Source organism: Synechococcus sp. Cruz-7E5 (assembly GCF_024345995.1).
Classification (GTDB): domain Bacteria; phylum Cyanobacteriota; class Cyanobacteriia; order PCC-6307; family Cyanobiaceae; genus Regnicoccus_A.
Genome location: NZ_JAGQCE010000015.1, coordinates 1 through 20,063, shown reverse-complemented (window position 1 = coordinate 20,063; position 20,063 = coordinate 1). Strand labels below are relative to the sequence as shown.

The 20,063-nt window shown below is 60.1% G+C and carries 15 protein-coding genes; 11 read left to right on the top strand and 4 right to left on the bottom strand.

The window, feature by feature from the left end; all coding sequences use genetic code 11:
* Positions 1–348: 348 nt before the first annotated feature.
* The 5 genes from KBY77_RS16660 to KBY77_RS13795 all read left to right on the top strand — a co-directional run bounded on the left by KBY77_RS16660 (position 349) and on the right by KBY77_RS13795 (position 7,038).
* Positions 349–3,438 carry a cyclic nucleotide-binding domain-containing protein gene (locus tag KBY77_RS16660; RefSeq protein ID WP_255105625.1) on the top strand — a complete coding sequence of 1,030 codons (3,090 nt, stop codon included), beginning with the start codon at positions 349–351 and terminating at the stop codon, positions 3,436–3,438.
* A 166-nt stretch (positions 3,439–3,604) separates the two neighbouring features.
* Positions 3,605–3,958, top strand: a complete 354-nt coding sequence (locus KBY77_RS13810; protein WP_255105623.1) for an STAS domain-containing protein — start codon at positions 3,605–3,607, stop codon at positions 3,956–3,958.
* 9 nt (positions 3,959–3,967) lie between these two features.
* Positions 3,968–4,420: an ATP-binding protein gene (locus KBY77_RS13805; protein ID WP_255105620.1), complete on the top strand. Its 453-nt coding sequence runs from the start codon at positions 3,968–3,970 to the stop codon at positions 4,418–4,420.
* Complete coding sequence (locus KBY77_RS13800; RefSeq protein WP_255105617.1) at positions 4,413–5,726, top strand: PP2C family protein-serine/threonine phosphatase; 1,314 nt, start codon at positions 4,413–4,415, stop codon at positions 5,724–5,726. Before KBY77_RS13805 ends, KBY77_RS13800 begins: the two co-directional genes overlap by 8 nt.
* Before the next feature lie 904 nt (positions 5,727–6,630).
* Positions 6,631–7,038, top strand: a complete 408-nt coding sequence (locus KBY77_RS13795; RefSeq protein ID WP_255105615.1) for a cyclic nucleotide-binding domain-containing protein — start codon at positions 6,631–6,633, stop codon at positions 7,036–7,038.
* 21 nt (positions 7,039–7,059) lie between these two features.
* Here the strand turns inward: KBY77_RS13795 and KBY77_RS13790 are convergent, their stop codons facing one another.
* The gene (locus tag KBY77_RS13790; RefSeq protein WP_255105613.1) at positions 7,060–7,326 is read right to left on the bottom strand and encodes a hypothetical protein; all 267 of its coding nucleotides are present in this window, start codon (positions 7,324–7,326) and stop codon (positions 7,060–7,062) included.
* Between the two features lie 437 nt (positions 7,327–7,763).
* Between KBY77_RS13790 and KBY77_RS13785 the strand changes: the two genes are divergently transcribed.
* The 5 genes from KBY77_RS13785 to pstB all read left to right on the top strand — a co-directional run bounded on the left by KBY77_RS13785 (position 7,764) and on the right by pstB (position 13,381).
* The gene (locus KBY77_RS13785) at positions 7,764–8,153 is read left to right on the top strand and encodes a Crp/Fnr family transcriptional regulator (RefSeq protein ID WP_255105611.1); all 390 of its coding nucleotides are present in this window, start codon (positions 7,764–7,766) and stop codon (positions 8,151–8,153) included.
* Positions 8,154–8,247: 94 nt separating this feature from the next.
* The gene (locus KBY77_RS13780; protein WP_255105609.1) at positions 8,248–10,209 is read left to right on the top strand and encodes a pyruvate kinase; all 1,962 of its coding nucleotides are present in this window, start codon (positions 8,248–8,250) and stop codon (positions 10,207–10,209) included.
* A 347-nt stretch (positions 10,210–10,556) separates the two neighbouring features.
* Complete coding sequence (gene pstC / locus KBY77_RS13775) at positions 10,557–11,552, top strand: phosphate ABC transporter permease subunit PstC (RefSeq protein WP_399212915.1); 996 nt, start codon at positions 10,557–10,559, stop codon at positions 11,550–11,552.
* Positions 11,553–11,647: 95 nt separating this feature from the next.
* Entirely contained in the window at positions 11,648–12,559 is a 912-nt protein-coding gene (gene pstA / locus KBY77_RS13770; protein ID WP_255105606.1) for a phosphate ABC transporter permease PstA, read from the top strand.
* A gap of 9 nt (positions 12,560–12,568) precedes the next feature.
* Positions 12,569–13,381 carry a phosphate ABC transporter ATP-binding protein PstB gene (pstB, locus tag KBY77_RS13765; RefSeq protein WP_255105753.1) on the top strand — a complete coding sequence of 271 codons (813 nt, stop codon included), beginning with the start codon at positions 12,569–12,571 and terminating at the stop codon, positions 13,379–13,381.
* Between the two features lie 25 nt (positions 13,382–13,406).
* Here pstB and KBY77_RS13760 read toward each other — a convergent pair whose 3' ends face one another.
* Both KBY77_RS13760 and KBY77_RS13755 read right to left on the bottom strand, forming a co-directional pair.
* Positions 13,407–13,991: a histidine phosphatase family protein gene (locus KBY77_RS13760; protein WP_255105605.1), complete on the bottom strand. Its 585-nt coding sequence runs from the start codon at positions 13,989–13,991 to the stop codon at positions 13,407–13,409.
* Positions 13,988–16,510 (bottom strand): glycogen/starch/alpha-glucan phosphorylase, encoded by a 2,523-nt coding sequence (locus KBY77_RS13755; RefSeq protein WP_255105603.1) that lies wholly within the window; start codon positions 16,508–16,510, stop codon positions 13,988–13,990. The genes KBY77_RS13760 and KBY77_RS13755 overlap by 4 nt, the downstream gene beginning before the upstream one ends.
* Positions 16,511–16,761: 251 nt before the next feature.
* On the opposite strand from KBY77_RS13755, the gene KBY77_RS13750 reads away from it, so the two are divergent.
* A complete protein-coding gene (locus KBY77_RS13750; RefSeq protein ID WP_315856588.1) occupies positions 16,762–18,756 on the top strand; it encodes an NAD-binding protein in 1,995 nt (664 codons plus the stop codon).
* Positions 18,757–19,177: 421 nt separating this feature from the next.
* Here the strand turns inward: KBY77_RS13750 and KBY77_RS13745 are convergent, their stop codons facing one another.
* Complete coding sequence (locus KBY77_RS13745; protein ID WP_255105601.1) at positions 19,178–19,588, bottom strand: ester cyclase; 411 nt, start codon at positions 19,586–19,588, stop codon at positions 19,178–19,180.
* Positions 19,589–20,063: the final 475 nt, after the last annotated feature.

The following is a 20,063-nucleotide window of genomic DNA, read 5'->3' as shown; positions in this document are numbered from 1 at the left end:
GCTGTGTCCTGCAATACCTTGCCACTCCTAATCGATCACGAGTAAGCCGACGTCGCCGCTTCCTCATGCAGACGTAAGGTTCTCTGTTCATTGGCTGGGAAGGCTGGATCATCCGTGACACCAGAAGATTCTTCATCGGTCGTCGGGACGATTCGTTCCTGGGGGTATTCGGTCCGCGATTACATTAGCGCAGGCCTCGGAGTTCAACCCGGCGAGAGAGCTCTTGTCGCAGCACTTTTCCTGCATTCTGCGCTTATCGGCTCGATTCTTATCTTCACGCTGACATCGGCAAATGCTCTCTTTCTCTCCTTCGTTGGCCCCCAGGGCCTCCCACTGATCTATCTCACCGTGGCCATCGTGGGGCCACTCACCAGTGGTTTTCACCTCTGGTTCGCCAACCGATATTCCAATCAGCAAGCCTGGCGATTCAGCCTGTTGCTGATCACTCTGGGTTTTCTCATTCTCCGCTCGCTGATGGCTACCGATGCTGCCTTGGCGGCGGCCTTCGGTCTGCTGATCTGGTATCGGTTGGTGGAGGGGTTACTGAACCTGGAGTTCTGGGGCCTCACCGCCTCGCTGCTCGATGTGCGCCAGGCCAAGCGGCTGTATGGGGTGATCGGCTCAGGAGAAGTGCTGGCCCTCGTCGTAGGCGGCTTCGGGCTGCCCGTGCTGGTGGCTCGGATCGGCAGTGAGAATCTCGTGCTTCTCTCCGCCGCCGCCGCCGCGCTCTGCCTCCCCGTCGTGGAATTCATTCTGCGCGTTGATCGCCGGCACCGGCACCTCTCCGATCCCCAGCAGCGGGGGAACGTACTCCAGCGGGCCCAGCCGCTGCAGTCGAGCTACACGAGGCTGATCCTGGCGCTGTTCCTGGCATCTGTGCTGATGCGCTTCCTGGTCGACAAGAGTTTTCTGGTGGCGGCGCATGCACGTTTCAGCAATGCCGACGCGGTGGCTGCCTTTCTCGGCACCTTCTACGCCGTGGCAGCCTCCACGACGCTGGGGCTGCGATCGTTTGCCACCGGTCCTGTGCTCAACCGCTGGGGGCTGGGCTTCGGTCTGCTGGTCCTTCCGCTCAGCCTCGGCCTGACGTCGCTGGCCAGCGTTGCGGCCACTGGTCTGGGTCTCCCCACCCTGTTGGTCTTCGGGGCTCTTGCGCTATCAAAGTTCTTCGATCGCGTTCTGCGGCTCTCGATCGATCGTTCCTCCGTTCTGCTCCTGTTTCAGCCGTTCGCCAGCCGGGACAGGGTCAGAATCCAGACCTTCGCAGAAGGAATCATCAGCCCGGTGGGCGCAGGCCTCGCCGGCGTTCTGCTACTGAGCCTCGACAGCTTCTGGCCCGATGGAGTGACGGCCCTTGCCTGCCTGATGTCTGCTGTGGCAGGGGTCTGGCTCGTTCTGGCTCGGCTTCTGCGCCGACAGTATCCGCGGGCGCTGGCCATGGCATTGCAACGCAGGCAGCTGACAGGCGGTGCGTTCCAGGCGAGCGATCCCGCCACGCTGGCCATCCTGCGGAAAACGGCGCTCGGTCAGCAGGTCGGCTCCGCCGTCTATGCCCTCGATCTGCTGGCGGACGCCGACCCAGCCTTTCTGAAGAACCAGCTTCCGGCGCTCCTGAGGCACCCCGCTCCCGAGCTGCGGTGTCATGCTCTGGGGCTGCTGGAACGAACAGGGACCTTGCCCGATCTGGGGGCCCTGAGGTCCATCGCCGACGCCGATCCGATTCCCGAGGTGCGCGCCGCCGCGATCCGGGTGCTGGCGGTACAGGATTCTGAACGCAACCCGGCCCGACTGGCTGTGGACCTCCGAAGTCCGCATCCGGCGGTGCGCACCGCCGTACTTGTCGGCCTGCTGCGTCATGGCGACAAGACGGGTCGTCGGAACGGCTGGCTGATGCTCCGCCGCCTGCTGCGGTCCGCCGATCCCGGCCAGCGTGCGGACGGCGTTCAGGTCCTGGGGCAGATCGGCCATCGTGGCCTGTACCGACCCTTGCAGTCCTTTCTCCTTGATCCGGACGTTAGGGTGCGCAGGGCTGCACTCGAGGCCGCGGGAGCGATCGGTCATCCCCGCCTATGGCCTGCCGTCGCAGAGAGTCTGGGCGATCCGGCCTGCGCCGTTCAGGCGCGCCGGTCCCTGCTTGCCGCTGGCGACGCGGGTGTCGATTCCCTGATCGTCCAACTCGAGCGGGCGCCGACCGGCAGCGAGGAAGAGCGGCGGATTCTCCGCCTGCTCGGGACACTCCGTTCCCCCTCTGCCATCGCCTCGCTTCTGGACCGCAGCCGGTCGGAAGACCCGGCCATCCGCCACGCGGCCCAGTCCTCGTTGGCGGGATGCAGATACCACGCCGATGAGAGCGCCCGCCCCGAGGTGGAAAACCAGCTGCTGCGTGAGGTTCGCCACGGTGCCTGGCTCCTGAGCGCTATCGCTGAATTCGGTCATGATCTGCATGAGGTCCTGCCCATGGCACTGGCCAACGAACTGGAGCGCACAAGGGATCGGCTGCTCCTGCTGCTGGGTTTCCTTGAATCCGGCAGCGTTCTTCGACAGGCCCGCCTGCGCTACTGGACAGGATCGCCACGGGAGAGGGCGATCGCGCTCGAACTCCTGGATTCGATTCTCACCCCTGTCCTGAAGAGCCTCACGTTTCCCTTCCTGGAGCGCCTTGCCCCTCCTGCCGCCCTGCGGGAGCTCCCGGAGGAGGTGCGACCGAGGCCCCTTCCCGCGCATGAGCGTCTGCTTGAGATCCTCGAAGCCCGTAGGGGGCTGAGCTCCGATTCCTGGACTCGTGCCTGTGCGCTCTATTGCGCCGCCCGCCGCCCCGACGTCAGCTTTCACGATGCCGTGACCGACGCGATCGGTTCGGGGAATCCAGTGATCGCCGAGACCGCCCTGCTTGCGTCCTGGTCGCTCAATCCGTCGGACATCGGCCAATATGCGACGAGGATTGCCCACCACGATCATCCTCGGGTACGCAATCTGCTCGACCTCATGTCCGACCACAAGACTCTCATGAACGGTTCCGTCACAATCGAGCGGGTGATCCTTCTCAAGGGGGTGAGCATCTTCGCCTCGACACCCAGTGATGTCCTGCTGCAACTTGCCAACGCGCTGGATGAAGTGCAGTTGTCTGCTGGCGAGACCCTGTTCGAGCGCGGAGAGCTGGGCACATCCATGTATGTGATCATCGATGGCTTGGTTCGGGTTCATGTCGGGGACCAGACCATCGTCGAACTGGGTGATCACGAGATCGTGGGAGAGCTGGCGGCTCTCGATCCGGAACCCCGTTCTGCCTCCGTGACGGCGATTCGGCCAACCCGGCTCTACCGCATCGAGCAGGAGACCCTGCTGGATCTGATGGTGGATCAGCCGGAGATCATCCAGGGGGTGATCCGGGAACTGGCCAAGCGGATCCGCCAGACGACGGCGAGGGAAGCCGCCTAGAGCGATGCCAGGCAGGCAGCCCGTGGCGCCGACACCTCCCAAGCCGGTTGAACCGAGGCAGGCTCCTGTCGAATGCCGAGGCGAATAGCTCGAAACCTGGTGCCGATCGCGCTTAGCCTCGCTCCGGTTTGTAGGCTAGAATGAAGTCTTATTTTGACCGGCAAGAATGTCGTCTGCTTCAATTGAGCATGAAGATCACAGCGATGTCTGTCGGAGCATCAGGCTCTCTGGACGGCTGGATATGATCGGAACGGAAGCGATCACGATGAAATTCGCTTCCCTCAGTGCGGCAAAGGGACGACGTGTGATCGTTGACCTGAGAGAAGTCACGTTCCTCGCATCGGTGGCTATTCGTGAAATCATCAATAATGCCAAGGCGGTCGCCCGGCGCGATGGGCGGCTTGTTCTTCTTGTCGGTGATAATGATCTTGTGGCCAAGACTCTCGAAACCACTGGTGTTGGCACAATTGTCCCCATGTTCGCCACGGAAAGGGAAGCCCTAGAGGCTGCCGTCGCCTGAGCTGCTTCCATGCCAGGTGAACCCATTTTTCCCGCCGCCGCCCTCACCATCCAGGCGAATGCCGTCGACGTTGGAAGATCATCCGTCTGGCTGGCCAGCGAATGCGAGGAGCGCGATGTTCCCCCCGACCAGATTCTGCGGCTGGACCTCTGCCTGAATGAGGCACTCGCGAACGTGATCAATCATGGAGGTCCAGGTGCCTTGAGCTGCCCCGTTCTGCTTCGGCTGAGCGTGGGTCGATCCGGCGAACACAACTTGGCGGTTCTCTCGATCACTGACTCCGGCACTTCATTCGATCTGGACGATTACGTTCCAAGACCCACCCCTGGCTCGCTTCTCGATGCACAGCCAGGTGGATTGGGCTTGAAGATGATGCGTACTTTTTCCGATGATCTCGATTATTGCCGCGTCGAGGATAGGAACCAGCTGAGAATCACTGTCCATTGGCCGCACAATGTCTGACCGCGCCGCCATCCAGAAGTCTCAATCCGCTTTCCCGGTCTCACTCGGGCTCTGGGGTGATCGAAAAGTGCCCGAATCTCTTGACTGGGTGCCTCTCTTCCATAATGTTGACTTGGCGGCCCTGGAAATTGCTCTCTCCAAAGCCGATCTACTTCTACTTCCTGCTGGTTTGACGTTGCTTCGACCCGGTGAGGCCAATCAGAACGTCTATATCGTGTTAAGTGGTGAGATGATCGCGCTTCTCGAAGCTGATGGGTATCAGAGTGCTGGGATTCCCATTCCGGCCGGGCAGTGCGTCGGTGAGTTCTCGGCCATTGATGGGAAGCCCGTCTCCGCCCTGGTTCGGGCGGTGTCGGATTCGACCGTGCTGCGGCTCACCCCGGAACTGCTGTGGTCTCGGCTGATCCTGCTGCCCGGTGTGGCGAGGAATCTGATGACCGGCCTGACCGAGCGGATGCGTCTCACCAATCAACTCACGCTGCAAGCTCAGCGTGAAGGCCTCGAACTCTCGCACCTGCGCAAGGAGTTGCACCTCGCTCATGAGCTGCAGACGGGAATGCTGCCGCTGCACCGTCCACTTTTTCCCGACCGATCGGACTTCCAGGTCAGCGCGTTGATGGAACCTGCCTCCTCGGTGGGTGGTGACCTGTTTGATGTCTTGTTGATCGATGATCATCGTCTGTTTATCTGCATCGGTGACGTATCGGGTCATGGCATGGGGGCTGCTTTGCTGATGGCACGCGCCGTCGGGCTGCTGCGCATGCTGGCCATCTCGGAGCCGTCGCCGAATGAATTGCTCAGGAAGCTGAATGACCGCCTCTGCGAAGGCAATGAGACCTCCCATTTCATCACCGTGTTCTGCGGGTTCCTCGACCTGGGCAGCGGCCTCCTCCGATACTCCAACGCCGGTCACTGTGCTCCCCTGATCGTGGCCGAAAGCGAAACGCGACCTCTCCCTCTCCCAGCAGGGGCCTTGATCGGCGTTTTCCCCGAAGCTTCCTTCAGCGTCATGGAGGCAACTCTCCATTCAGGTGATCTGCTGTTCTGCTACACCGATGGGATCACCGAAGCCGAAAACGATGCCTGCGAGCCATTTTCGGAGACGCGTTGCATGGAATTTCTGGGCCTTCGACGGCTGGAGCCGCTGGATCCGTTGATCGATCAGCTACGCGAGGAGTTGCGGCGATTCACGGGAGCCCACTCGCTTGAGGACGACGCAACGATGCTGGTGGTGCGCAGATCCTTCTCACGGCTGGAGGCTCGCAGCGGCGAGGCGGTGAACGTGCTTGAACGGCAGCCGGCCTGAGTCAGCCCGGACGGAAACGCGCTCCGCCGCGTGTGTCTGCCGCGACAAGTTCATCGGCCCTGCAGCAGGATCCTATCTTCTGATTGGTATCTCCCAGCCGCCTGTGAGCTGCTGCAGAGGTTCCTCTGGAGGAACACTCAGCGCCGCATCGCGGTCCAGTGCTGGAACCAGCCTCGACGCCACAAGACATACGCTTACAGCCCGGCGATCAACACCATCACGCCAAGAATCAGGGCGTAGCCTCAGAACCATCTGAATCTCGGCCTTTTCTTGACGCTCATGCCATCGATGCCTGAACTACAGGCCCGCAGAGGCACGAAACTCGCCGGAGCGATCCTCAGTGTCTTCACATTCTGATTCATGCGATTTCCGGCGCTGGTCCTGGGGGAAAGACTCCCGGCCGTTCCCCCAGTCGCCTTCGCCCTTGGTGAGGACTCAGGAGCAGTGCGGTCATCGTGTCGAAAGCACTAATCAACACTGCGAGTGATGTGATTCGGGCACGGCTCTGCTGTTCATCCTCACGGCCGCAAACGCCCTGTTTCTCTCCAGAGTCGGACCGCAGAACCTTCCTTACGTTTTCCTTGCCCTGGCCGTTGTCGGACCTGTCAGCAGCGTCCTGCAACTCCGGCTGGCCCGGACGCTGACTGACCGCAGGGTCTGGCAGCTGAGTCTGCTCACCATCGCTGTGGTCATGGTGGGATTTCGTGGCCTGATGGATTCCCAGCAAGAATTCCCTGTCCCGCAGTCGATCCGCTGCTGCACCGCCAATGCACTCTCACAACGGCCGCAACCGGCCCGGTCAGGGATCAGACCTTGGGCTCAGGCCATGGACGGATCCGTGAAGATGGCGAGGATGACTCTGCACATTGATACGGATCCTGAGGATCTGCTTGCAGAATTGACCATGAACTCCACCCCCCTTACCAGCACCGTCACGATGGAAAAGGTGCTCCTGCTGAAGAGCGTGGGCATCTTCCCCACAACCCCCGCCGATGTGCAGCGGCAGCTGACCGATGCCCTCGAGGAGGAGACACTGTCCCCTGGGGAGCAGCTCTTCGCCAAAGGTGACCTCGGCACTTCCATGTATGTGATCAAGGATAGTCTGGTTCGTGTGCACATCGGCTATCACATGATCGTGGAACTCGGACCACGGGAAATCGTGGGCGAGCTCGCGGCCTTGGATCCGGAACCCCGTTCGGCCTCTGTCTCCGCTCTGGTGCCCACTCGTCTTTTCAGGATCGAGCAGGGAGTGATCCGGGAGCTGGCTCAGCGGATCCGCGATACCACTGCTCGCGACGGAATGGCCCCCTGAAGCCAGCCCTGTGGGGGGAGCTCAAGGTTTCCAATTGTTCAAAATCCAAAGCAGTTCACCAACGTCCCAGCAGAGGCTGTCGAAGTTCTTGACAGCAGAAGCATCGTCGCTCTCCACCACCAGCTTTGCAAAATGCTTGACCAGAGCAGCCCCGCTCAGGCTGATGCCCGCCTCAGCAGCCACGGCCTCCAAGTCGCCGACGGTGGTGGCCTCGCGAGCCATCCGCTCCAGTTCTGTTCCGTCTTCAGCCCTTAACCGTTCGATAAACACTTGAATGGTGTCGCTCATGTTTCCAGGTGGCACTTAGGCTTGCCGACTGTCAGTCATCTCAGGAGGTTCTGTCAACAAACCATCGCTGGGCCGGGGTGTCAGCGCCGTGCTGCCATCCAACTCTGGCAGCAGCTACGGCGCCAGTGAAAATACAGTTTTACATCTGTGGGACAGCAACGGGGAACACCACCAGCCGGGATGGACTGAATGAGCCGTAAAGCCATCGGAATCTCGGCATTTTCTTGCCGCTCATGCCACCGATGCCTGAACCACAGGCCCGCAGAGGCACGAAACTCGCCGGAGCGATCCTCAGTGTCTTCACAACCTGATTCACGCGAGTTGCGGTGCTGGCCCTTGGGGAATGGCTCCCGGCACGATCAAGTCCCGCTGAGCAGGCCGCCAACCGGTTCTTAACCCGTCTGGGCCACACTTTTTCAAACTCCTTTCCTCCTGTCATGGCCGTCACCCCCCTGGAGATCATGCGTTCGCTGGCACAGAACGGTGACGTGCTCGAGGTTGCCGAAGGCGACACGGTCTTCGAGGCCGGAGCACCCGGCGACCAGATGTTCGGCCTGCTTGAGGGCACCGTGCGGCTGAGCTGGGGCCCGGCCCCCTGCAGTGAAGACATCGCCCCGGGAGATGTGTTCGGCATGGGGGCACTGGTGGATCCCCAGCACCGGCGCCAGGGACACGCTGTGGCGATCACCCCCTGCCGCCTGCTGGTGATGGGACGAGAGGAGTTCCTGTTTGCCCTTCAGGAGACGCCGATGTTTGCCTTGGATCTGCTCGCTGCCATCGATCAACGCCTGCGGGATCTGAAGATCCGGCTGGCGGAGCTGAGCTGACCCCTCAGAGAGCGCACCAGAACCTGCTCGGCCTGCTCAGGCCCATGTATGCAGCAAGACTGAAGCCGCGGGCCAGCCGGATCAGAGTGGTCTGATGGACACAGTGCTGGCTCCGGTGTCGTTTGAGATGGCTGCGGTCGGATCCGGGGGCCGGCCTCTTCCAGCGGAATTCTTCGGCGGTTGCCAGGATCCCGGGGGGATCATCCCCAGACTGGTGGAACTTGCTCGCTCCATGGTGGAGCTTGAGAGCCGCGAGCTACCAATCCTGGAGGCGGTGGCACCGGCCTATCGGCCCAGCGCTCTCAATCTCGTCCACTACGTGGCGCTGCGGCAGCACGACATCCGCGAGCTGCAGGAGCAGCTCGCCTGCCTGGGGCTTTCCTCACTCGGCCGCTGTGAGGCCAGCGTGCTCGCCACGCTGCGGCGGGTGCTGGCCATCCTCTGCGCGCTCTCAGGAGAGGACTGTGGCCACCGGCTGGGAGCGGAGCCACCGCTAGAGCACAGGGCCGGCCTGGCCCTGGCTGCCGGGAACACCCGGCGGCTGCTCGGCGAGGAGGGCACGATCATGGTGACCCTGCCCGCCGAGGCCGCGGCTGATCCAGCCCTGATCGCCGAGTTGCTCGAGGCCGGCATGACCGTTGCCCGGATCAACTGCGCCCACGACGACCCCAGGGTGTGGCAACGGATGGTGGATCAGGTGCGATCCGCCAGCGCCGCCACGGACCGCCCCTGCCGGATCGCCATGGATCTGGCCGGCCCCAAACTCCGCACCGGCCCGGTGGAGGCGGGGCCGCGGCTGCTGGTCTGCAAGCCTCGCCGTGACGTTTTCGGCCGGCTGCTGACGCCGGCGAAGCTCCTGTTCGCGCCGGTGATGCGACCGCTCGAGCCCCCAGCCGGGGTCGATGCCGTGGTGCCTGTCAGCGGCGACGACTGGCAACGGCTCAAGGCCGGTGATGTGCTGCAGGGCGTCGATGCGTCCGGCCGTCAGCGGCGCTTCAAGATCGAGAGGCGCCTGGCGGAAGGCCTGCTGCTGAGCAGCACCCGCACCTGCCACTTCATCCCCGGGCTGCGCTTCGTCAACCAGGCCGGGATCTCGATCCTGGTGGGCGTGGTCCCGCCGCAGCCCGGCGCCGTGACTCTGCAGCCAGGAGATCGGCTGCGAATCGTGGCGGGCACAGAGCCGGGACGTGACGCTGTGCTCGATGCTCGTGGCGCCGTGACCAGTCCGGCGGTGATCGGCTGCACCTTGCCGGAGGTCTTCGCCGATGTGAAGGTCGGCGAGCGGATCGTCTTCGATGACGGCCGGATCGCCGGCCGGATCGTGGCAATCCCGCCCGGCCCTGCTGGCGCCCCCGAACTGCTGGTTGAGATCACCGCAGCGCGGCGGCAGCGTTCCCGGCTGCGGGCCGACAAGGGCATCAATCTTCCTGACAGCACGCTCAGGGTACCGGCGCTGACCTCCCGCGACCTAGAGGACCTCGCCTTCGTCGCCAGCCATGCCGACATCGTCAACGCATCCTTCCTGCGCCGCCCCGACGACGTGCACGCCCTGCAGGAGCAACTCATCCGCCTCGGTAGACCGGATCTGGGCGTGATCCTGAAGATCGAGACACGCCAGGCCTTCGATCAGCTGCCCGCACTGCTGCTGGCCGGCATGCGCCATCCGGCGCCGCTCGGCGTGATGATCGCCCGCGGCGATCTGGCGATCGAGTGCGGCTGGGAACGGCTTGCTGAGATCCAGGAAGAGATGCTGCGTGTCTGTGAAGCGGCCCATCTCCCCTGCATCTGGGCCACCCAGGTGCTTGAGGAGCTGGCGCAGCGTGGCACGCCGACGCGCGCGGAGATCACCGATGCCGCCATGGGCGCCCGCGCCGAGGGGGTGATGCTGAACAAGGGGCCCAACATCGCAGCAACCGTGCGCACGCTCCACGACATCGTGCTGCGGATGCAGAACCATCAGCGCAAGAACAGCCCCACTTTCCGCCGCCTCGAACTGGCGGCGCACCATCACCCCGAGGCCATTCCGCTCAGCCCGGCGGGCTGCGGCCATGGCTGAAGGCCAGAAACGGCAGAGCCACCCCGAGCTGAGCCACCCTCACGTTGCGAGCTAGTTCGGAATGACCCTGCATCCTCGCCAAAGACCCTGGGTGCACCCGCAGTGACCGGCCTCATCGAGGAGGACAGGGTCTTGAAGCGGGAGCTTGCTTGCCGTTGTCCCAAGCCTGGATCCTGATCTTAATCCGGGCAGTGGAGCAAAGTCGGCTCGTGCTCATGTTGCGAAGAGCATCGACTCGAAGCTTCACTTTCAAGGCGGGAATTCTAATGGTGGCTTCGGCCAGCCACGAGGCTTAACCACTCGTTAAATCCGCAAAGGTAGGTTAAAGGCAAGAGCCCTCTGTTGCAATGAGATCAAGACGGCCTCAGATCAGCTTATGGAGGAAGCCGAAGGCACAGGAGACGGCATCGGGATTCACACAGCGACGAAGGCCATGGAAGGATCGGTTGCTTGACCATGGTTTTCGCTGGCTCACAATTGTTCTGGCATCAATCGTTGGAATCCTGGTAATCGCGATTCTCCTGGTCGTTTTCGCAGGATCACTGCCAGCCATTGTTGCTTATGGCCTGGATTTTCTCATTCGATCTGACTGGGATCCAAGCAATGAAAGCTATGGGGCTTTCACGGCAATCTACGGAACGCTGGTTTCGTCTCTGCTGGCACTTCTAGTTGCCGTGCCACTTGGCGTGGGTTCAGCGGTATTTATCACAGAAGATATTCTCCCTTACTCCATCAGAAGAATCATCGGCATCATGGTGGAGCTATTGGCAGCAATTCCCTCCGTCATTCTTGGGTTATGGGCGATTTTCGTGATGGAGCCAGCGCTAAGGCCGGTGCTTACTTCTGTCCATCAGAGACTAGGCTGGATTCCGCTGTTCAGCACTCAACCAATTGGTCCTGGGATGGCGCCTGCAGTAATAATTCTAGCAGTGATGCTGCTTCCTATTATCACTTCAATCTCGCGAGATACGCTTGATCAGGTACCCATTGAGTTGCGCTTTGCAGCGTATGGAGTTGGCAGCAGTCGCTGGCAGTCGATCATAAAGATTATCATCCCGGCCGCAATATCTGGCATCGCAGGCGGCGTCTTGCTGGCATTGGGCCGTGCGATGGGGGAAACCATGGCAGTTACAATGATCATTGGTAATTCTACGAATTTTTCGCCCAGCCTGCTGTCCCCTGGCAACACGATTTCCTCCATGTTGGCCAATCAGTTTGGCGAAGCGACTGGCCCTCAGGTCTCTGCCTTGATGTATGCCGCCTTGATTTTGATGATACTAACATTATTAGTGAATTTCTTGGCCGAGTGGGTCGTCAGGCGCCTCAAGCTCCGATATCACTAGGCTCGACACCTTATTGGCTGGCTGCTTAGGTATCTTTAGTGCATTACTCTTCACATACTAAGTCGACAAAGATGGACATTAAAGCTAACTGCCACTTGCCCCACGCACTCGCCAACGACGATCACCGCAAGGAATTCGACTCCTGTCCGCTTGAATACAATCCACTTCTTAAGCATAATCGAGAGGGCATTTTCTATACAGTCCTGGCGGGGCTATTCGCCACGCTGGCGATTTTGCCTCTCCTTCTTGTTCTGGGTTATGTAATGTTTAGAGGAGGAGCCCTGATGAGCGTTGAACTGTTCACACAGCTTCCTTCTCCTCCAGGCCTGTCTGGTGGCGGCATCGCCAATGCCATCCTTGGCACTTTCATTGTCACCGGGATCGCGAGTCTGATTGCGATCCCGGTGGGGATTGGAGGTGGTATTTACATTGCCGAGTATTCCAGGGTTGATCTTTTTTCAGTCTTTGTGCATTACGGCACCAATGTGCTTGCAGGTGTCCCATCAATCATCTGCGGCATATTCATATACTTACTCGTGGTGACCACCCGACTGCTGTTCGGTGAAAGTTTCAGTGCTGTCGCCGGTGGACTTGCCCTGGCTGTGATTATGATTCCAACCGTGATCAAGACCACCGATGAGGCACTCAAACTACTGGAGGATGATCTGCGCTGGGCCGCAATGGCAGTGGGTGCCTCCAAGTTCGTGACGATCACGCGAGTGACCCTGCCTGCAGCTTTCACTCCCATAGCGACGGGATCGATGCTTGGGATAGCCCGAGCAGCCGGCGAGACCGCGCCACTGATCTTCACTGCCATGTTTTCCTTCTATTGGCCTGAAGGACTCTTCAAGCCAATCGCCACTCTGTCGGTACTTGTATTTAACTATTCGATAATGCCATACGAGGCCCAAAATCAGCTTGCCCTCGCGGCCTCTTTTGTGATCGTGATGCTAATTTTATGCATCAATCTTCTTGTTCATCGGTTAGGATTTTATTTGCGAGGCTGAATGTTGGGTATCCCCGATCAGAAATCCGCAGAAGCTCTTTCCAGCGACACATGTCTCGAATTTGAGAGTGTCACAATTCGCTACGGCGGCCAAGAGGCTGTGCGTAACGTCAGCATGCTCATCCCCAGTGGCCAGGTAACGGCATTCATTGGTCCTTCTGGGTGCGGAAAGTCGACAATTCTACGCTCAATCAACCGCCTCAATGACCTGATTCCAGGCTGCACCCTCACGGGCCGAGTAATTTTCCAGGGCCATAATCTCTATGCATCGCACATTGACCCTGTGCAAGTGCGAAGGCGAATTGGAATGGTGTTTCAAAAGCCAAATCCATTCCCAAAGAGCATTTATGAGAACATTGCTTATGGTGCCAGAATCAATGGCTTCAAGGGCGATATGGATTCTCTGGTTGAGCGGTCACTTCGGCAAGCTGCAGTTTGGGACGAATGCAAAGACAAGTTGGAAATGAGTGGATTGTCATTGAGCGGAGGTCAACAACAGCGGCTCTGCATTGCTCGTGCAATCTCGATCGCTCCTGAAGTGATTCTGATGGACGAACCGTGTTCCTCTCTTGACCCGATCTCCACTCAAAAGATTGAGGAACTGATCAGGTCACTACGGGGCCATTACACGATTGTCATCGTGACTCACAACCTTCAGCAGGCCTACCGAATCTCAGACATGGCCAGTTTTTTCAATGTCATTCCCACGCTGGATGGTTTTGCCAAGGTTGGTGTAATGGAAGAATTTGGTCCATCATCGCAGATCTTTAATTCTCCGCAGCAGCAGACCACCAGGGATTATGTCTCGGGCCTGTTCGGCTGAATCGAGCAGGATTCCCCCATCAGGTTCAGTCCAAGGGTGCGTTCCAGCATCTGAGCGCAGGCTCCCCGCAATAGAAGGAGAGGATCGACAGTGTGGAGGTGTCCAGCAGGAAGTGGCACCCCTGTTGGGGCATGAGGCCAAGCCATCGGGCGACCAGTACCCGCAGCACATGCCCATGGGCAAACAGCGCCACCCGCCGTCCACCCCTGGCATTGGCCCGCAGAATCACCCGGTCCACCCGAGCACCCACCTGGTCAGGTGATTCGCCTTCCGGACAACCATCGCGGAACACCATCCAGCCGGGCCGCTCCTGATGAATCTCCGCCGTTGTCCTGCCTTCATAGGTGCCGTAGTTCCACTCGATCAGATCGGCATCCAGCTGCATGGCATCCTCCAAGCCGGCCAGTTCACAGGTGCGCCGGGCTCTCAGAAGCGGGCTGCAGAGCACGAGTGAGAAGTCTCTGCCAGCCAGATGCGGCTGCAGCCGGCGGGCGACGATCTCGCCGTTCGCCGTCAGGGGCAGGTTGGTACTGCCAGTGTGTTGGCCCGAGAGGCTCCACTCCGTTTCACCATGGCGGATCAGCCAGATTTCGGCTGGTTGCTCGCTCATCCCTCGAGACCGCAGCCCATCACGACCTTGAGTGGCTCAACGTTCCAGATCGACTTCGCATACTCCCGGACGGCACGATCTGAGGAGAAGAAGCCGCTGCGGGCGGCATTCAGCAGGGCCATCCGGTTCCAGCGTCCGCGGTTGCTCCAAGCCTTGGAGACGCTCTCCTGAGCATGAACGTAATCATTGAAGTCGGCCATGACGAAGAATCGGTCTGTGCTCAACAAATCGTGAATCAGCGGCTGGAACAAATCACGGTCGCCACGGCTGAAATGACCTTTGGCCAATAGTTCAAAGGCCTCCCGAACCAAGGGCATGGTATCGAGTAAATCCCAGGGCCGGTAATGCCTGCGGAGCTCAGCAATCTGCTCTGTGGTTTTGCCGAACAGGAAAAAGTTCTCAGCGCCAGCCTGTTCTCGAATCTCCACATTCGCTCCATCCAGGGTGCCGATGGTAAGCGCGCCATTCATCATGAACTTCATGTTGCCTGTTCCTGATGCCTCCAGACCCGCCGTGGAGATCTGCTCGGAGAGATCGGCCGCTGGATAGACTTTCTCGCCAAGCTTCACATTGTAATCAGCCAGGAAGACAACCTTCAGAAGGCCACGCGTGTCAGGATCTTCGTTCACAACTTCGGCGATACCATTGATCAGACGGATAATCAGCTTTGCCATGCCGTAGCCCGGCGCGGCCTTGCCACCGAAGATGACGGTTCGTGGCACTTGGTCCTCACAATCTCCTCGCTTGATGTCCAGATAGCGGGTGATAATTTGTAGAGCATTAAGATGCTGCCGCTTGTACTCATGAATACGTTTCACCTGCACGTCAAACATGGTGGTCGGGTCAATCAGCACTTGCGACTGTGCGGCGATGATCTCTGCCAGCCGTCGTTTTGCTGCGAGCTTGCAGGCCCCCCAGCGTTCGAGGAATGCTTCATCCTTCTGGTGGCTCTCCAGCTCCCGCATCGAATCCGGCCGGGCTGCCCAGTCGTTGCCCAGGACTTCGCTGAGCAGATCATGCAGCGGCGGATTGGCCAGAGCGACCCAACGCCTCGGCGTCACGCCGTTGGTGACATTCGTGAATTTCTCAGGCCAGAGCCGGGCGAAGTCCGCAAAGAGATGCTCTCGCACCAGGGCGCTGTGGAGTGCTGCCACACCGTTGATTTTATGAGACCCCACTGTGGCGAGGTTGGCCATCCTCACCGTTTTACCACCATCTTCTTCGATGATCGAGACGCGCCGCAGGATGTCGAGATCGCCTGGACACTTCAACCGCACCTGCTGCAGAAATCTGGCATTGATTTCAAAGATGATCTCCAGATGACGGGGCAGCAGTGAAGCGAACAGATCCAGCGGCCAGCGTTCAAGGGCCTCCGGCAGCAGGGTGTGGTTGGTATAGGCCATTGAGCGATGGGTGATCGCCCAGGCCTCATCCCAGCCGAGATGGCGCTCATCGATCAGCAGTCGCATCAGTTCCGCCACTGCAATGGCGGGATGGGTGTCGTTGAGCTGGATGGACCAGTGGTCCGGAAAATCCTGCACTGGAATGTGACGCTGATCCAGGTTCCGAAGCATGTCCTGGACCGAGCAGCTCACGAAAAAGTGCTGCTGCTTCAGCCGCAGCCGCCGGCCGGCATCGGTGCCGTCGTTGGGATAGAGAACTTTGGAGAGAGTTTCCGATGCCACTTTCTCCTCAACCGCGCCGTAGTGGTCGCCGGTGTTGAAGGCATGAAAGTCAAACGACTCTGCCGCCTCGGCGCGCCACAGCCGCAGACGGTCGCAGGTGTTGACGAGGTAGCCAAGGACCGGCACGTCATGCGGGATGCCGATTGCCGCTTCTGCAGGCGTCCAGTGCACCCTGAGACATCCATCGTCGTCGTGAATCGTCTCGGTGAATCCCCCGAATCCCACCTTGCAGGCCTTGTCCGGATGCACCAGCTCCCATGGCCAGCCTCCCTTCAGCCACTTGTCGGTGATCTCCACCTGCCAGCCATTGCGGATCTCCTGATCGAAGATCCCAAATTCGTAGCGGATGCCGTAGCCCGTGGCCGGAATCTCAAGTGATGCAAGCGATTCGAGGTAGCAGGCGGCGAGACGACCCAGGCCGCCGTTCCCCAGTCCCGGTTCCTCCTCCACCTCCAGGATGTCATCCAGGTTCCGATGGCCAAAGCGACTGACTGCTACGGCGGCTTGCTGGCGGATGCCGAGCATCAGCAGGTTGTTGCCGAGCTGAGGCCCGATCAGAAATTCGGCGGAGAGGTAGGCCACCGCCTTCGGTTGTGAGGCGCGTAAGGCATCTTTGTAGGCGAGATGGCGTGTCAGCAGCCGGTCCCGCACCGCATAGCTGAGTGCCATGTAAAGATCGTGAGCGCTGGCCCCCTCGGCACGCCGTCCGAGTGTGAAGAACAGGTGCTCCGTCATCCCATCGAACAGGTCATCGCTGCTCAGCCCATTTCGCTGGGGATCGCCATAGGCCGATGGATTGGGTAAGTTCTGGGCTGGGGACGAGGTGGTGGTCATCGCGGGGTGTCGCGGAGCGATTCCTTCAGGCTGCGTACCACCGGTTAAGGGCCGATCAACGATCAGTGAGGGTTCCGAATTCGTTACACGCCTGCTCAGCGTTGCAAGCTGCAATTGCATTGACACGCCGCATCGCGAATGCAAGCGAATGCAGCCTTTCTGTTGCTCATGAGATCCTGGTTACAGGTTTCCATCCGGACATCTGACCCTGATGATCCAGCCATGAGCAACAACCTGCTCAGAGAAGTCGGGTGACCACTCACGCTCCCACCTATCCAACTGTGCTGGTATGCGGGTTGGGTTCTCTTGGGAAGACCTGTCTGCTGAGGCTGCTCCCCTTCGAGGTGCCGTTGCGCTGCATCGACCTCGTGCCCCCGGTCTGGAGCCAATCAGAACTCTGTGGCGTGCTTGAGGAGGGCCTGACGCTGGGCGACATGAGGCGACCGGAGGTGCTGAAGCGGGCTGAGGTGAGCCACGCCCGTGCCGTGCTGCTGCTGAGCTCACGGAGCAGCGTGAACTTCGAGGCGGCGCTGCAGGTGCGTCTGCTCAATCCCGCGGCGGAGATCGTCGTGCGCTCCTCAAGTCAGGACGCCTCATTCGGGGCCTTGTTGGAGCAGCATCTGCCGGGTGTCGCAGTGGTGGATCCGACCCTGCTCACGGCGGGCGCCGTCGCCCAGGCCCTGAGGCCCGGCAACCAGCAGGCCTGCTTCGAGGTCGATGGGCAGCATTTCGAGGTGTTTGTTCCCAAGGATTCGGGAGAGGAAGAGCGCGCTCTGGCCCAGTCGCGTCATTTCCGGCGGCTGCACCTCCCCCCTGAGTTTCACTGGGGCGAAGACCCGGCGCAAACCACAATCGTGACCCTGCTGGGATTCCGCGCCAGCGAGGGGCACCACACTCAGGACCCTGAAACCGGCGAGTCGGAGTCCATCGCTTACCGGCTGACCCATGGGCTCGATCAACGGGGGCCGCTGATCACATACCTGTTGCGGCATCCGAGCCGTTGGTACGAATGGCTGCGACTCCGTCCCGCCGTGCAGTGGGCCTCTGCGGGTCTGATCGGCCTTCTGTTGGTCTTCGGAATCGCAGCGTTCTCCCAAAACGGAGGCTGGAAGCAGGGAATGTTCGTCACCCTGGCCCTGCTCAAGGGAGAGTACGTCGATCCTGTGAATGTTCTGCTGCAGCAGAAGGGCCAGCATGACCTTTCTGCGATAGCGGGCCCGCTGATCGCCGGAACGCTTCTGTACTCGCTGATCGGCACCCTGCTCACCTCCGCGCTCGTTGCGGTGATCCTTGACCGCTTGCTGAGTGCCCGTTTCGGACTCGACCGGCCACGTCATCTCCGGCGAGGCAGCTCCCAGATCCTGTTGGTCGGGGGCGGCAACCTGGCTGAAGGGGTTGCCAAGGAACTGTGGGCCGAACGTCATGCCGTCATCAGGGTGGAGCCGACAGCGGCGGCGACTGCGATCGGCACACAGACCATCAATTCCTACAAGCCAGTGATCGTCGAACGACTTGAGCAGGCACTGACCCTGCTGAGTCAATGCCATGTCGAAGCGATCGGCCTGCTTTCCGCGGACTTGCTGGCCAATCTGTCCCTTGCGCTGACCCTCCAGCAGCGCTGGCCTGGGGCCCGGGTAGGGATCCTTGCCCCTGCCGTCGAATCGGCAGGTCAGCTGGGCGCGTTGCTGGGCGGTCTTCGGGTGGTGTCCATCACCGATCTAGCCGCCGATGCGTTTGTCGCTACGGCATTCGGGGAACGCGTGGAGGGAGTGAGGCGGATCCATGGATCCAACCTCCTGCTGGTGCGCTATCGGGTTGGGGCCGCGGACAGCCTGCAAGGGCGAAGCGTGGCCCGCATCCAGGAAGGCTACGGCGTCACAGTGATCACTCTCAGCCAGAGACACACCGGGATGGCGCGCTCCCTTCCAGCCCCCGACACGCTTCTGGGTGAGGGCGATCAGCTGGTGGTGCTCGCTGACCTCAACGGTCTGCGCCGGATCGAGGGCGGGGAGGCTCAGCCGCCGCGTTGGCAACTCTGGCTACAGGCAGATCCTGCCGGTGAGCTGAGGTTCGAAGCCCAGCAGTGCCTGGCCAGGAATCTCGGTTGCCTGCCTGGAGCGGTGGCCCACCTCCTCGATGGGCAGCTGCACCATACGGACCCGCTCGACGCCGATCTTGCGGCACCTCTGGAGAAGCATTTACGGCGGTTGGGGGTGCGTTGCGGCCTTGAACCCTGCGAAATCTGATGGGAAAATGCGGCTGAACAGACAGATTTTCGCAAAGTCCTAATAGGGATCAGTTCTTCAGCTTGGTCAGGTGCTAAGGAGACAAAAGGGATATAGCCGCCAAAAACCAGCACTGTTGACGAGCAGGGCCAGAGTGCTGGATTCGGCGATGCGTTGTTCGACAGCTTGCAACTGGTCGAATTGCGTGAGGTCAGCAGGCAAGACTTCAGCATGAATGAAATACACCTGCCGACGCTGCCGAGGAGCGCAGCCATGAACAAGTGACGGCAACAACAACTTGCCAACGCTGCCTCTGAGTGGCAGGCAGTGAGTATAGGGTTGCGCAGCAGATAGCCGGCGGCAGCATGTCCACTTGAGGCACATGTTCGAGTAACATGCTAGGCAGCCTGAGAGGGTTGCGGAGTAGCGGTTTAGCTTTCGATCAGGCTAAGCCAAGCTGATGGAGCATGAGGGACTGATCGAACTGCTCCCAGCGTTCTTGCACCTTGCCGTCGACCAATCGGTCGATGATGAGCCCTTCGATTGCCATTTTCTTCCCTGTCGCAGGCACTGGCCCGAGCGGACCTGTGTGCGTGCCCGTGCCACGCCAATGAAATGCCACCGAGTCGCCTTCGATGACTTGCCGTTCAACAGTTAAATGTAAATCGGGAAAAGCCAGCAAGAAGCCTGCGATGAATTCCTTCCATGGACCGACGCCACGAATAGGTTCCGGAACGCCAGTGACATGAAAGATGCAGTCAGGCAGAAAAACATCATCGGCTACAGACACATCACCGCGATTGAGACCCTCTATCCAGATTAGCTCGTATTGCAGCAGTGAAGGAACAGGCATGATCAGCTCTCTGTGGAAATGGACGACAGACGAGCAAGCTTATCGCACCACCATGAACAGCAAGCAAAAATCAAACCTCTGCAGAAATCCGGCCATCTAATGCTTGCCATCACCTAGCCACGAAGTGACGTTGGGAAACCCAAAGGCTCCATTGGCTGCGCACGAGCTATCCTTGTTCGTTGGGCGGCCACTAGTCGAAGTAGACCGCTGATCTGCATCCTCATACCGACGCCAGTGGGGAGCACGCGCACTCATCCAAGCTTGAAACACTCTGCTATGCGTTGAATAGCGGAGATGAAGCAGCTCATGAAAGATGTCATCATCCTAAAGTGCTCATCCTGATCCATTAAGGGCACCTCGAAAAATCCTCGCCACGCCCTGACAGCTTGTTAGATATGGCATAGAATCGATTCAGCTTGGTATAGCAGAATGGGACAGCGTGGATTCTGGGATGAGGAGAAGCGCATCCACAGAC